The sequence below is a fragment of the Micromonospora sp. RB23 genome (assembly GCF_053585025.1).
On record NZ_CM132111.1, the window covers coordinates 2708920 to 2723381 of the forward strand.

Genomic DNA, 14462 nt, shown 5'->3' on the forward strand with positions numbered 1-14462 from the left:
TGACGACACTGTGAACACAGCCGCCGTTCATCGGAGATCTACCAGCTGATCTTCCGGCGTTCTGTCGGCTAGCAGATTCACGCACCGCCCAATCGGCGGATGCGCCTACCAGGCTGGGCGAGGCACGCTACCTCGGGTTCTCATCCATCTTGGAGGCGTAGCGTGCCCACACTCTCGCACTCATGGCGTTTGTCAGGACGACGTCGTACCCGGGCGGGGGTGATCGCGCTGGCGGTCTTCGCCGCGGTGCTCAGCGCACCCACGACCTCCTCGGCGGCGGTGGTGCCGGTCCCCGGAACCGCGACCCTGGTGTCGGCGAATCCCGCCGACATCACCCCGCACGCCCGCGACGGTGAGACCCGCGCCTTCGCGCAGGTCGGCAACACCGTCTTCGTCGGTGGCAGCTTCACCCAGCTCCGGCAGACCGCGACGTCCGCGTGGGTCACGCAGCGCTACCTCTTCGCGTACGACCGCACCACGGGCGTGATGTCCACCAGCTTCCTGCCGGTGCTCGACGGCGCGGTCAACACGCTGCTGGCGGGGCCGGGCGGCACGCTGATCGTCGGCGGCGCCTTCAAGAACGTCAACGGGGTCTCCCGTAAGAACCTCGTCGCGTTGAACCCGAGCACCGGCGCGATCGTCGACAGCTGGGTGGGCCGCTCCGACGGCGGCACCGTCCGGGATCTGGCGCTGTCGGGCAACTGGCTCTACGTGGCCGGCGCGTTCAACTGGCTCAACGGCACCGCGCACTCGGGTCTCGGCCGGCTGAACGCGACCACCGGGGCGATCGACCCGACCTTCTCCATCGACGCCACCGTCGGACGGCACAGCACCACCTCGTACGTGTGGACCATCGACGTCGCTCCGGACGGCAACACCCTGGCCGTCGGCGGCAATTTCACGCTCCTCAACGACCTGCCGCGCAACCAGATCGCGCTCGTCGACGTGTCCGGCACTCCGGCCCTCCTGGACTGGAGCAGCGAGAAGTACGTCGCGCCGTGCGCCGCCCCGACGACCTTCGTGCACTACGTGCAGGACATCAAGTTCGGCGAGGACGGCACCTGGTTCGTGGTCGGCAGCAACGGCGGCGCCGGCTGGCCGAGCGCGTACTGCGACGCGTTGGTCCGGTTCGAGACCGCAGCCCGGGGGACCGGCCAGCTGGGCACCTGGGTCGACTTCACCGGCAACGACACCATCACCTCGGTCGAGGTGGCCGACAACGTCATCTACCTGGGCGGGCACTTCCGCTGGCTGAACAACCCGAACGCCAGCGACAACGCCGGCCCGGGCGCGATCGACCGGCTCGGTATCGGCGCGGTCACCCCGGCCACGGGTCTGCCGGTGAACTGGAACCCACGGCGCAGCGGCAGCGCCTCGATGCCGTCCGGCACCACCGCCTGGGGTTCGGCGGTGCCGGTGCTCTGGCGCGGCTCCGACGGTCTCTACTTCGGCCACAACTCGGACGGCATGGGCGAGGAGTACCACGGGCGGCTGGGCATGTTCCCGCTCGCCGGCGGTCGCACCTTCACGGCGAAGAACCCGCCGAGTGGCAGCAGCGGCAACCTCTACCTGGGCACCGGCGCGGGTGAGGTGTCGAAGGTGCCGTTCGACGGCGTGACGCTGGGTACGCCCACCACCGTCAGCCAGCCGGCCTACACCGCGTCCGGCGCGACCTGGCGGGTGGACGACCGGATCTACTGGTCGCACACGGTGGCGGGTACGCCCACCGGCAGCCGGATCGACGTCTCGCTGTTCAACGGCGGTGCGATCGGCTCGTCGTGGGAGGCGTCCGGCTACAACGACTGGTTCAACCCGGCGAACCTCACCGGCGCCTTCTACCTCGACGGTCGGCTCTACTACACCCGTACCGGCGCCAACAGCCTCTACTACCGCTACTTCGAGATCGACGGCAACTACCTCGGCGCGACCGAGTTCGCGCTGCCGACGAGCGGTGTCACCTGGTCGAGCGTGCGTGGCATGGCCTGGGTGGACGGTCGGATCGTCTACGGTGCGACGGACGGCGGGTTGCGCAGTGTCCCGTTCGATCCGACGGCCGCGCCGACCGCGGTGGTCAACGGCACCGCGACAACGCTCATCGCTGCGGCGACGCCCGAGTTGTCGTGGTCTATCCCCTCGATGTTCTTCTCCGTACAGTGACGGTCAACCAAACGTAACGGAGGATCGGTAGATTGTTCACGTCGGGTCGGCGGCGGTACCACCGCCGCCGGCCCCGCGATGTGGGGAGGGGTCGTTGGTCGGCGGCGCTGGATTCCGCGCGAAACGCGTGGTCCACCTGGTCTTCGCGCTCAAACGCGCCTGGTACGGATTGCGGTACCGGCGGCTGACCCTCGGACGGGGCGTGCAGATCCGCGGCCGGATCCGGCTGCGTCGGGGCGTACGGGTCACCATCGGCGACCGCACCCGCATCAACAAGCTGGTCCGCTTCGCCGGTCCCGGCGAGGTACGCGTCGGCGCCGACTGTCTGCTCAACGCCACCTGGGTCGGCACCTGGACGTCGGTGACGATCGGGGACAGGTGCCTGTTGTCCGACTGCGAGCTGCTCGACAACGACTTCCACAACCTGCCGCCCGACCAACGGCACGCGCCACCGGGCCCGGCCACCCGCGCGCCGATCGTCCTCGAGGAGAACGTCTGGGTCGGCGCGCACGCACTGGTGCTCAAGGGGGTCCGTATCGGTCGGGACAGCGTCGTGGGCGCGGCCTCGGTGGTGCGCGCCGACGTGCCACCGGGCGTCGTCGTCGTGGGCAATCCTCAACAGACGGTGAAGAAGTTCCATGACTGATCCGACGCCCGCCCCCTGGCCACCCGACTCGTCGAGCGCCGCCCGCGTGGTGACGCTCCCCGACCTGCTGCGGGTGCCGATGCACCGGCTGCGGCTGGTGGTCGCGGTCGCCCTGGCCGGTCTGCTCGCCGCCCTCGGCTACGTGTTGCTGGTTCCGGCGGCGGTGACCGCCCACGCGGTCGTGGCGGTCCGACCCGTGGTCACCGACGCCTTCACACCCAGCGGCGCGGGCGCCGACCGCGCCGTCAACATGAACGTGGAGAGCGGCCTCGCCACCGGCACGGAGGTGGTCCAGCGGCTCGCCGACGCCGTCGGTGGCGAACCGCGCGACATCCGCAACGCCCTCGAGGTCGAGGTGCCCACCGGCGGGCAGATCCTGCGCTTCACGTACCAGACGCACGACGCGCAGCGGGCGGTGCAGGGCGCCAACCTCGCCGCGCGGGCCTACCTCGATGTGCGACGCACGATGTACGAGCAGCAGCGCGCCGAGATGTTGCGCTCCTACGACGCGAGCATCGCCAAGGTCGTCGCCCAGCAGGCAGCGGTGCAGAAGCGCGCGAGCAGCGCCAAGGGCACCGCCGCCGGTGACGCCGCGTTGGCCGAGCTGTCCGGCATCAACAACCAGCTCACCCAGCTCAACGCGGCCCGTACCGAGATCGCCGCGGTCGACGTCAACCCGGGCTGGGTCACCCAGACCGCCGAGCGGGCGCTGGTGTCCTCCGCCGGGCACCGGCCGCTCTACCTGGTCGCCGGCCTGCTCGGCGGCGCGCTGATCGGCGTGGTGCTGGCGTACGCGTGGGAGTCGGCGGACCGGCGCGTCCGCTCGGTCACCGACGGCCGGGAAGCCACCGGCCTGCCGCTGCTCGGCACGGTGCGCCGGCCGCCGTTCAGGGGTAGTCCACGGGCGGTCGACGCGGACATCCGCTACGTGGCGATGGCGGTCGCCGAGCGGGTCCTCCAACCGGCCCGGGTCGCGCTGGTCACCTCCCGCGAGGACGCCACGGCACTCACCGCCGGGCTGGCCGTGGCGCTGGCCGCCGACGGCCGGGAGGTCTTCGTCGCCGACGACAGTGGCCGTGTCGAGCGCCTGCGTGCCGCCGTCCTGGCCGACCGTGGGCGGCTACCCGTCGACCCGTCCCGACCGCTGGTGCCCAAGCCGCGTCCAGCCGGCACGCCTGCGGCGGGCGGTGCTCCCACCGAGGCGCCGGTGGCTCGACGACCCTCGCCGCACCCGCCCGGCAGCCGCCCGTCCACCGACCCGGACGCCACGCTCACCCTGCCCCGGGTGTCGTCCGCCCGGACCGACAACGGCCGGCCGGCGTCGGCGGACGAGGTGACCGTCGGGGTGGGCAGCGTCCGCTTCGGCACCTGGCGGCAGGGCGCCGACCACGGCCTGGTGCTGTTCAACGCGCCACCGGCCGAGTCCGACGAGCGCGGCGTCGCGGTCGCCCGGCAGGGCAGCGCGGTGGTGGTCATCGAACGGGACCGCACCCGCCAGAGCGACCTGCGTCGGCTCGTGGAGCGGCTGCGCGCCGCCGGGGTCACCCCGCTGGGCTTCGTCCTCACCCGCAACGGCCGGGCCTGACCGGTGTCGGTCACCCGCGCACCGGCGACCGAGCCGCCACCCGGCCACACACCGGCCGCCATCGCGCCTCCGCCGCCGACACCGCCGCCCGCCCGGCTGCCGCTCTGGCCGCTGGCGTTGATGTTCGGCTTCGTGCCGCTCTGGTGGGCGCTCGGCGCGTTCTACCTGGGCTGGTCGTTGCTGGGCGCGCTGCTGCTGGCGGTGCTGCTCACCCGGGGTCGGGTGCCGCTGCCCCCGCTGGCCGGCATCTGGCTGTTGTTCCTGGCGATCGTGGTCGTCAGCGCCACCCAACTGTCCTCACCGGCCTCGCTGCTGACGTTCGCCCTGCGCCTGGCCTTCTACCTGACCGCGCTGGTGGTCGGCGTCTACGTCTACGCCGCCGCCCGGGAACGCGCCGACCTGGTGGCGGTGCTCACCCCGCTCTGCGCGTTCTGGTTCGCGTTGGTGGTGCTGGGCTGGCTCGGGGTGCTCGTGCCCCGGTTCGCGCTGGCCACCCCGATGGAGGTGCTGCTGCCCGCCGGCGTCGCCCGGACCCCGTTCATCCAGGACATGGTGCACCTGACCACCGCGGAGTACAGCCCCCGCTCGCTCAACCCGATCTACCGGCCCGCGGCGCCGTTCGCGTACACCAACAACTACGGCAGCGCGTACGCGATGACCCTGCCCTGCGTGGTGGCGTACACCATGTTGCGCCGTCGCGGGCTGCTGCGGTGGGCGCTGCTGGCGTCGTTGCCGCTGTCGCTGGCCCCCGCGTTCCTCACCCTGAACCGTGCGATGTTCCTGAGTCTCGGCGCGGGGCTCGCGGTGCTCGGGGTGCGAGCCAGCCTGCGGGGCAACGTCCGCGTCGCCGCGTCCATCGTCGGCGTGGTCGTGACCGGGGGCGTGGCCACGCTCTTCATCCCGATCACCGAGTTGATCAACAATCGGGTCGACTCCAGCGACACCAACACCGACCGGTTGTCGCTCTACACGGAGGTGATCCGCCGCGTGCAGGACTCCCCGTGGCTGGGGTACGGCGCTCCGGTGAACGTGGACACGGTCTCCGCGGACGCGCCGATCGGCACGCAGGGGCAACTGTGGATGGTGCTGTTCAGTCACGGCGTACCGGCGCTGATCTGCTTCCTGGGGTGGTTCGTGGCCGCCGCGGTGGTCTGCGCGCGGGCGACGTCGGCGGCCGGTCAGTGGCTGGCGGTGGTGCCGGTGGTGTGCCTCGTGCAGGTCCCGTTCTACGGCATGGCCAACCAGAACCTGGCGGTCGCGTTCTTCGCGGTCGGCTTCGCCATGGCACTCACCGAAGCCGAACGCGCGCCCCGCCCGTACCGGTGGCATCCGCCGCTCGCCTCCACCACGGCGGTGCCGGCATGACCGCCGCCACCCGACCGCCGGCCGACGCCGGCCGGGACGGCCCGCAGCGCGCGGCCCCGGACACCGACGCGGTCGAGACGCGCCGTAGCGCCCGCAGCGGGGTGGCCGGTCTGCTCGGCGCGGCCGTCAGCGGCCTGTTCGGGTTCGTGCTCGCCGTGGTGATCACCCGAGGGTACGGAACGGCCGGCGCGGGCGCGTTCTTCGCCGCGATCGGCGTGGTCACCGTGGCCACCGCGGTCTGCACGCTCGGCGCGGAGACCGGCCTCATGTGGGCGGTGCCCCGGCGACGTCTCGGCGTCCGGGGGGACGCGGCCCGGGTGCTCCCGGTGGCGTTGATCCCACCGCTGCTGGCCGGGCTCGTCGTCGCCGGCGTGGGAGCGCTGAGCGCCGACGCCCTCGCCCCCCGTCTGCTGCGCGGCTCGGGCGACGACGGCCACGGGTTGTTGACGTTGACGTTCGCCGCCGTGCCGGTGGTGGTGGCGATGACCCTGCTGCTCGCCGCGTTGCGCTGCGTACGACCGATCCGCGCGTACGTCGGCGTCCAGTTCCTCCTGCTGCCGGTGGCCCGCCCGGCGCTGGTCGGCGCCGCCGCGTTGGCGAGCGGTGGGCTGCTCGCCGGCATGACCGGCTGGCTGGTGCCGGCGGCGCTGGCGCTGCTGGTCTGCCTGGTGCTGGTGGCCGGACCGCTCGGGTTGGGTCGCGGCGCGGCGCTGCGACCGGCCCGGTCCGACTGGTCGACGTTCTGGCGCTTCGCGTTGCCCCGGGCCGCGTCGGCGGCCATCGACGCGGGCAGCATGTGGGTGGGCGTGCTGCTGACGTCGGTGCTGGCCGGCCCGGCCGACGCGGGCGTGTTCGGCGCGGTCGGCCGCTACGTGCTGGCCGGTCAGCTCGCCATGCAGGGCCTGCGGGTAGCGGTGTCGCCGCAGTTGTCCCGTCTGCTCGGGCGTGGTGAACGGGCCGCCGCGGCGGCCGTGCACCGGCAGTTGACCATCTGGGGGCTGGTGCTGTCCTGGCCGGTGTACCTGCTGCTGGCGGTGTTCGCGCTCGCGTTCCTCCAGTTGTTCGGCCGGGAGTTCACCGCCGGCGTGCCGGCGATGACGGTGCTCGCGCTGGCGATGCTGGTCAACACCGGCGTGGGCAACGTGCAGAGCCTGCTGCTGATGGGCGGACGCAGCGGCCTGCACCTGCTCTCCACCCTGGCCGGGCTCACCGTGACCGTCTCGCTCGGACTCTGGCTGATCCCCGGTCACGGCGCGACGGGCGCCGCGCTGGCGTGGGCCGCCGGCATCGCCACCGAGAACCTCACCGCCGCCGGCTTCGCCCGGTCGGTGGTCGGCGAACCGCTCGTCGACACCGCGACGCTGCGCGCGGCGGCGACCACCGTCGGCGGGGTGGGCGTCGCGGCGGCGGTCGGGGTGCTGGCCGCGGGGCGCGGCCTACCCGGCCTGACGGTGGCGCTCGCCGTGCTGGTGGCCGGCTGCGTCGGCTTGTTGACGTTGCCCCGGGTGCGCGCCGGCATCCGGGTGACCATGAGGCAGATCCGTGGGTCCGACGAGGCGGCCGCGGCCGCCGGGCCGGCCCCGGCATCGACGAAAGGTAGGTGAGGGCCGTCGTGGCGTCCATCCGTGACCGGGTCAAGCAGTTGGTGCCGACCCAGGTGACCACCCGGGTGAAGGAGTCCCTGGTCGACTACGGGGTGCGCACCAGTGATCGGCGGCCCCTGCCGGACTTCCTGATCATCGGCACCAAACGGGGCGGCACCACCTCGCTGTGGAACTACCTCATCCAGCATCCGCTGGTACCGCGGCTCTTTCCCGCCTGGAACACCAAGTCGGCCCACTACTTCGAGGAGCACTGGGGCCGCGGCGAGGCGTGGTACCGCTCGCACTTCCCGACCGAACGGCAGCGCGAGGCGCTGGCGAAGCGGCACGGCGGGCCGGTCCGCGTCGGTGAGGCCGCGCCGCTGTACATGTTCCATCCGCTCGCCGCGCAGCGGGTCGCCGCGCTCATGCCGACCGTGAAGCTGATCGTGCTGCTGCGCGACCCGGTCGAGCGGGCGTACTCGCACTGGAAGGAGCGTCGTACGCACGGCATCGAGCCGCTGGACTTCGCGGACGCGCTGGCCGCCGAGCCGGAGCGTACGGCGGGGGAGCGCGAGCGGCTCATCGCCGAGCCGGAGGCGTTCAGCGAGGCGTACGACTGGTACACGTACCGGGCGCGCGGGCGTTACCTGGAGCACCTCGAGCCGTGGCTGGACCGCTTCGACCGCGCCCAGATCCTCTTCCTGCCCAGCGAGGACCTGTACCGCGACTCCCGCGCCACCTACCGTCGCACCCTCGACTTTCTCGGGCTGCCCCCGTACGACCTGCCGAACTTCAAGGTCTACAACGACCGGCGCTCGGCGCCGCTGGAGCCGGCGGTCCGCGCGGAGCTGACCGAGTACTACCGCCCGTACAACGACGCGCTGCGTGAGCGGCTCGGGTTGGACCTCGACTGGGCGGACCGGGCGGCGTGACGACGGGGGTCACCCCTGCCACCGACCCCCGCTCACGGGTGGACGGCCTGGGCTGGGTGAGTCGCGCGGTCTTCCCGGACGAGCGGGTCCACCTGACGCTGGGCGGCGCGGTACCGGCCGGGCAGCGGGCGGTGGCCCGGTACGCCGTGGTGCCGTCGGTGGCGCGGGCGCGGTTCCTCGTGCCGCTGGGCGCGCCCCGGGCCGGCGCGGCATCGCTGCTGGCCTACAACGCGCTGCGGCCGCCGAAGGTGCGGGCGCTCAGGGCGGTGCTCGGCGGGCTGGCCCGGTTCGGCGGGGCGGGTCTGGCGCCGTTTCCGACGCTGACCGTGTCGGTGCCGGCGGGGGCGCCCGTGGCCGACCTGGTGCTGACCGAGCGGCTCGCCGCCGCGCTGGGCGGCACGCCGCTGCTGGCCGCGTGCGGCGTCCGTCCGCCGGACCCGAACGTCAAGCCCACGCTGCAACTGTTCACCGTCGACGGTCGTCCCCGCGGCTACGCGAAGATCGGCTGGAACGACGCCACCCGTGCCCTGGTCACCGCCGAGGCGGCCGCGCTGCGGGCGTTGCGCGCGGTGACCGGTGTGCCCGAGCATCCGACGCCGCCCGGGCTGCTCACCGAGACGGCGTGGGCCGGCCAGGCCGTCGCGGTGATCGAACCGCTGCCGCCGGACGTACGCGGAGTGCCGGTCGACGACCCGCCGCGGATCGCGGCGTTGCTCGCGGTCGCCCGCCGGGGCGGCGCGCCCGGGGCGCCCCGGGCGCTGGCCTCGTCGACGTTCCTGGCACGACTGTCCGCCCAGGCGGAGCGCGCCACCGCCACCGGCCCGGCCGGTGCGCGGGCGGTGACGGCGGTCGCCGCGCTGGTGCGCCGGCACGGCGACACGACCGTCGAGTTCGGTCACTGGCACGGCGACTGGGTGCCGTGGAATCTGGGCACGCACGACGGCCGCCTGGTCGCCTGGGACTGGGAGCACAGTGGCCCGGACGTGCCGGTCGGCTTCGACCTGGCCCACGACGCGTTCCAGCGGTCGCTGGTGCTGCGCGGCGAGCCGGCCCAGGCGGCCGCCGCCGCCGTCGACGCGTGCCTGGGGCGACACGGTGGGCGGCTCGGCCTCGACGCGGCGCGGTGCGCTCTGGTGGCCGACGCGTACCTGTTGGAGATGTGGCTGCGGACGTGGCGGCTCGCGGACGCCGGGGCCGGGTGGAACCCGGCGCTGCATCCCGCACTGTTGGACGTCATCGAGAAACGACATAGCGAGTGAACAGGAGAATTCCCGACGCCGGGGAGGCGTCGCAGAGTTACCGAATAATGGCAGGTCGTGACGGTGGTCGATGGGCTGAGGGCTCGACAGTGAGCCTGAGCACGCCGGGGGGAGATCGTCGCCTCGTCCGGTCGCGCTATTCAACGACCGGAAAACCTGTGATCTGCTGCTGCCTTGCGTGAATCGGAATTCCAAGCGGACTTGTGGGGAGTCGCGTGGACACGAACAACGACGACGAATCGCCGGTGCTGCTGCTGGTGGGATCCAGCGGCGGTCACCTGGCCCAACTTCTCGCCCTGCGGCCCTGGTACGAACGGTGGCGGCGCTGCTGGGTCACCTTCGACACCCCGGAGGCGGTGTCGCTGCTGACCGGTGAGGACCTGGTGCCGGCGCACCACCCGACCACCCGGAACGTGCCGAACCTGCTGCGCAACGCGCGGCTGGCCTGGCGGGTCCTGCGCGGTCGGCGGGTCGCCGCCGTGGTCACCACCGGCGCCGGTGTGGCCGTGCCGTTCGTGGTGCTGGCCCGCCTGCGTCGCATCCCGACGGTCTACATCGAGGTGTACGACCGGATCGACACCGCGACGTTGACGGCCCGGCTCTGCCGCCCGTTCCTGTCCGCGATGCTCGTGCAGTGGGACGAGCAGCGCCGGCAGTACCCGGAGGCCACCGTCGTCGGGACGCTCCTGTGAGCGGGGAGACGGGCACCGCCCGTCGTGCCCAGTCGCCCCGGCCCGACGTCGCCGCCGAGGCGTCCCGGCTGCCGCGTCAGCGCGACACGACATCCGTGGAGCGGCCCTGGTTGCTCGTCGCGGTCGGCACCGACAAGCATCCCTTCGACCGGCTCGTGGACTGGCTGGCGCAGTGGCACGCGCAGGCCGGCCCGGTCGGGCTGACCGTGCAGCACGGGCACACCGCCGCGCCCGCCCTGCCCGGCGCGGTGCCCTTCCTCGGGCACGAGGCCCTGCAACAGGCGATGGCCGACGCCGACCTGGTGGTGTGCCACGGTGGCCCGGCGACGATCCTGGAGGCCCGCCGGCACGGTCACCTGCCCATCGTGGTGCCCCGGGACCCGTCGCGCGGCGAGCACGTCGACGACCACCAGCAGCTCTTCGCTCGTCGCCTCGGCGCGGCCGGGCTGGTCGTGCTCTGCGAGACCCGCGAGGAACTGCACGACGCGCTCGCCGCCGGGCAGGCCGACCCGTCCCGGTACGCGGTCCAGGCCGACCCGGCCGCCCACGAGGCCCGCCGCGCGGCCGTCGCCCGGGTCGGGCAGATCGTGGACGACCTGGTGGCCCGTTCGAACCGGCGCCGACCCCGCTGGCGGACCTGGCCGCGCACCGGCCAGCCGACGAAGGAGACCCGATGACCCGGCAGCCGAGCGTCAGCGTCGTGGTGCCCACCCGGGACCGCCCCGAGCTGCTGCGCGCCGCCCTCGCCGCGATCCTCGCCCAGGAGTACCCGGGCACGATCGAGGCCGTCGTCGTGTTCGACCAGTCCACGCCGGACGGGTCGCTGACCGCCCTGGGCGGGCCGGACCGGACGGTCCGGGTGATCGCCAACGGGCGCGCGCCCGGGCTGGCCGGCGCGCGCAACAGCGGCACCCTCGCCGCCGAGGGTGACCTGATCGCGTTCTGCGACGACGACGACGAATGGTTGCCCGGCAAGCTGGCCGCCCAGGTCGAGGCGTTGGCCGCCGACCCGGGGGCCGAGTTCGTCTGCTGCGGCATCCGGGTCAGTTACGACGGGCACACCGTCGACCGGGTGCTCGACAAGGACCGGATCACCCTGGACGACCTCCTGCGGGACCGGCTGACGGAGCTGCACCCCTCCACCTTCCTGATCCGGGCGACCGCGCTGCGCGACGGCTTCGGCCTGGTCGACGAGGAGATCCCGGGCAGCTACGCGGAGGACTACGAGTTCCTGCTGCGCGCCGCCCGCAGCGCGCCGCTGATCAACCTGCGGACGCCGTCGGTGCTGGTGCGCTGGCACAAGCGGTCGTACTTCGCGCAGCGCTGGGACACCATCTCCGAGGCGTTGCAGTGGCTGCTGCGCCGCTACCCGGAGTTCGCCGGGCAACCCGCCGGCGAGGCCCGCGTCACCGGGCAGATCGCGTTCGCGCGGGCCGCCTCCGGCGACCGGCGGGGCGCGCTGCGCTGGGCCCGGCACACCCTGCGCCGCAATCCTCGCGAGCCGCGCGCCTACCTCGCGCTCGCGGTGGCCGGTCGGGTCGTCCGGGCCGACTCGGTGCTGCGCACCCTGCACAAGCGCGGTCGGGGCATCTGAGCGGTGCTATCCGGGTCACCGATGGCCTGTCCGTAGGGCGGGACGCGGCGGGCAGCGCGACGCGCCCGTCGCGCCCCGTGACAGACTGACCGCTGTGTTGCGCTGGTTGACTGCAGGTGAATCGCACGGTCCCGCCCTCGTCGCGTTGCTGGAGGGGGTGCCGGCCGGCATCGAGGTGAGCACCACCGAGATCGCGGGCGAGTTGGCGCGCCGCCGGCTGGGCTACGGCCGCGGCGCCCGGATGTCGTTCGAGCAGGACGAGGTCGAGGTGATCGGCGGGCTGCGGCACGGCGTGACGCTGGGCAGCCCGGTGGCGATCCGGGTCGGCAACTCCGAGTGGCCCAAGTGGCGCACGGTGATGGCCGCCGACCCCGTCGACCCCGACGAGCTGGCCCGGCAGGCCCGCAACGCCCCGCTGACCCGCCCCCGACCGGGCCACGCCGACCTGGCCGGCATGCAGAAGTACGGCCACCACGATGCGCGGCCGATCCTGGAACGCGCCAGTGCCCGGGAGACCGCCGCCCGGGTGGCCGTCGGCACGGTCGCCAAGGCGCTGATCCGGCAGGCCCTCGGCATCGAGATCGTCTCGCACGTGGTCGAGTTGGGTCCGGTGGCCGCGAAGCCCGGGCTGCGTCCGACGCCGCAGGACGCCGACCGCATCGACGCCGACCCGCTGCGCTGCCTCGATCCGGAGGCCAGCGCCCTGATGGTCGCCGAGGTCGATGCCGCGAAGAAGGCCGCCGACACCCTGGGCGGCGTGGTGGAGGTGCTGGCGTACGGGGTGCCGCCGGGCCTGGGCAGTCACGTGCAGTGGGATCGCAAGCTCGACGCCCGACTGGCTACCGCGCTGATGTCCATCCAGGCGATCAAGGGTGTGGAGATCGGTGACGGGTGGCAGCAGGCCCGCTCCCGCGGCTCGGAGGCGCACGACGAGATCATCCCGTCGGCCACCGGGGTCCGGCGCGTCACCGACCGGGCCGGAGGGCTGGAGGGCGGCATCACCACCGGCGAGCCGCTACGGGTCCGTGCCGCCATGAAGCCGATCTCGTCGCTCAACCGGGCGCTGGCCACCGTGGACGTCGTCACCGGTGAGCCGGCGACCGCCATCAACCAGCGCTCCGACGTGTGCGCGGTGCCCGCCGCCGCGGTCGTCGCCGAGGCGATGGTGGCGCTCGTGCTGGCCGAGGCGGCCACCGAGAAGTTCGGCGGCGACTCGGTCGCCGAGATCCGCCGCAACGTGACCGGCTACCTCGACGCGCTGGTCATCCGCTGATGGCGCCGGTCGTCGTCCTGGTCGGGGTGCCCGGATGCGGCAAGACCACCGTGGGGCAGGCGCTCGCGAACTCCCTCGGCGTGGAGTTCCGGGACACCGACGCCGACATCGAACAGATGGCCGGCAAGACCATTCCGGAGATCTTCATCGACGAGGGTGAGGAGCACTTCCGGGCCCTGGAACGGGCCGCCGTGGCGGCGGCCCTCGCCGCCGGCACCGGCGTGCTCGCCCTCGGCGGCGGCGCCGTGTTGGCCGAGGAGACCCGGGCCGCCCTGGTGGGACACCGGGTCGTCCACCTGTCGGTGGAACTGCCCGACGCGGTGAAGCGCGTGGGGCTCGGCGCGGGCCGGCCGCTGCTGGCGATCAACCCGCGAGCCACCCTCAAGCACCTCATGGACCAGCGCAAGCCGCTGTACGCCGAGGTGGCGACCGACACGGTGGTCACCGACGGCCGCACCCCGGCACAGGTAGTCGCCGAGGTAGCCGCCCTCCTCCCAGGCTGACCCCCCACCCTCCGCGCGATCTTGCAGTTGCTGCGCCGACGTACCGGGGCATTCCCGGTATCTCGACAACCACAACCGCAAGATCGGCGCGGTGTCAGGCTCGGGCGACCAGGTCGAGGACGTCGGCCAGCGCCTTCGGCTCGCTGAGCATCGGCCAGTGCCCGGTGGGTAGCTCGTACAACGGGCCGTCGGCCAGGCCGGTGAAGAACGGGTGCCGCTGGGCGATCATCTGCTCCACCACGCTCAGCGGGAAGGTGCTGGCTACCAGGGCGGTGGGCACCGACCGGCCGCCGGTACGCCGTACCGGGTCGGTGGCCGTGCGCAGCGGCTGCCCGGTGGTGCGGGCGCGCAGCAGCGCCAGCGTCGGCTCGTCCAGGCCGGCCAGGTTCGTCGGGTCGGCCGCCGGATCCCAGGCCGGCGGCGGCAGCAGGTCACCGTCGCCGATCACAGCGCGCAGCCGTTGCTGTTCCTCCGTCGGCACGGTGTCGAACTGTGCGGTGCCGTCCGGCAACGGTCCGCTCTCCACGTAGATCACCCGGGCGATCCGGTCCGGGATCCGGTCCGCCGCCTGGGCCACCGGCATGCCGCCGCCGGAGTGCCCCACCAGCAGGACGTCGTGCAGGTCTTCGACCTCGATCAGCCGGACGATGTCGGTGGTGTGCGTCTCCAGGCTCACCTGCGGCCCGGCCAGGTGGGCACGCTCGGCCACGCCGGTGAGCGTCATCGGGTACACCTCGTGGCCCTGGGCACGCAGGGTCGCGGTCACGTCCCGCCACGCCCATGCGCCCAACCAGAATCCCGGTACCAGGACAAACGTCGCCATTGATCGCTCCTTCTCTCGGTTACCGACCGACCGTACGATCGAATCCGGAC

13 protein-coding genes are annotated in these 14462 nt (G+C 73.2%); 12 read left to right on the top strand and 1 reads right to left on the bottom strand.

Going from position 1 to position 14462, the window contains the following annotated elements; all coding sequences use genetic code 11:
* Positions 1-219: 219 nt before the first annotated feature.
* The 12 genes from ACTFTM_RS12425 to ACTFTM_RS12480 all read left to right on the top strand — a co-directional run bounded on the left by ACTFTM_RS12425 (position 220) and on the right by ACTFTM_RS12480 (position 13589).
* A complete protein-coding gene (locus tag ACTFTM_RS12425; protein WP_449565934.1) occupies positions 220-2157 on the top strand; it encodes a hypothetical protein in 1938 nt (645 codons plus the stop codon).
* A gap of 94 nt (positions 2158-2251) precedes the next feature.
* Positions 2252-2803, top strand: coding sequence for an acyltransferase (locus tag ACTFTM_RS12430; RefSeq protein ID WP_449565935.1), 552 nt, complete (start codon positions 2252-2254; stop codon positions 2801-2803).
* Positions 2796-4388: a lipopolysaccharide biosynthesis protein gene (locus ACTFTM_RS12435; protein ID WP_449565936.1), complete on the top strand. Its 1593-nt coding sequence runs from the start codon at positions 2796-2798 to the stop codon at positions 4386-4388. Before ACTFTM_RS12430 ends, ACTFTM_RS12435 begins: the two co-directional genes overlap by 8 nt.
* Positions 4389-4448: 60 nt before the next feature.
* Positions 4449-5753: an O-antigen ligase family protein gene (locus ACTFTM_RS12440; protein WP_449566617.1), complete on the top strand. Its 1305-nt coding sequence runs from the start codon at positions 4449-4451 to the stop codon at positions 5751-5753.
* Entirely contained in the window at positions 5750-7357 is a 1608-nt protein-coding gene (locus ACTFTM_RS12445) for a lipopolysaccharide biosynthesis protein (protein ID WP_449565937.1), read from the top strand. The genes ACTFTM_RS12440 and ACTFTM_RS12445 overlap by 4 nt, the downstream gene beginning before the upstream one ends.
* 8 nt (positions 7358-7365) lie before the next feature.
* A complete protein-coding gene (locus tag ACTFTM_RS12450; RefSeq protein WP_449565938.1) occupies positions 7366-8268 on the top strand; it encodes a sulfotransferase domain-containing protein in 903 nt (300 codons plus the stop codon).
* Positions 8265-9527: a hypothetical protein gene (locus tag ACTFTM_RS12455; protein WP_449565939.1), complete on the top strand. Its 1263-nt coding sequence runs from the start codon at positions 8265-8267 to the stop codon at positions 9525-9527. Before ACTFTM_RS12450 ends, ACTFTM_RS12455 begins: the two co-directional genes overlap by 4 nt.
* Before the next feature lie 215 nt (positions 9528-9742).
* Positions 9743-10219, top strand: coding sequence for a UDP-N-acetylglucosamine--LPS N-acetylglucosamine transferase (locus tag ACTFTM_RS12460; RefSeq protein ID WP_449565940.1), 477 nt, complete (start codon positions 9743-9745; stop codon positions 10217-10219).
* A gap of 68 nt (positions 10220-10287) precedes the next feature.
* Positions 10288-10896 (top strand): glycosyltransferase, encoded by a 609-nt coding sequence (locus ACTFTM_RS12465; RefSeq protein WP_449566618.1) that lies wholly within the window; start codon positions 10288-10290, stop codon positions 10894-10896.
* Positions 10893-11813: a glycosyltransferase family 2 protein gene (locus ACTFTM_RS12470; protein WP_449565941.1), complete on the top strand. Its 921-nt coding sequence runs from the start codon at positions 10893-10895 to the stop codon at positions 11811-11813. The genes ACTFTM_RS12465 and ACTFTM_RS12470 overlap by 4 nt, the downstream gene beginning before the upstream one ends.
* Positions 11814-11907: 94 nt before the next feature.
* Complete coding sequence (gene aroC, locus ACTFTM_RS12475) at positions 11908-13086, top strand: chorismate synthase (RefSeq protein ID WP_449565942.1); 1179 nt, start codon at positions 11908-11910, stop codon at positions 13084-13086.
* Complete coding sequence (locus tag ACTFTM_RS12480; protein WP_449565943.1) at positions 13086-13589, top strand: shikimate kinase; 504 nt, start codon at positions 13086-13088, stop codon at positions 13587-13589. The genes aroC and ACTFTM_RS12480 overlap by 1 nt, the downstream gene beginning before the upstream one ends.
* A gap of 94 nt (positions 13590-13683) precedes the next feature.
* Here the strand turns inward: ACTFTM_RS12480 and ACTFTM_RS12485 are convergent, their stop codons facing one another.
* Positions 13684-14412 (bottom strand): alpha/beta fold hydrolase, encoded by a 729-nt coding sequence (locus tag ACTFTM_RS12485; RefSeq protein ID WP_449565944.1) that lies wholly within the window; start codon positions 14410-14412, stop codon positions 13684-13686.
* Positions 14413-14462 lie beyond the last annotated feature (50 nt).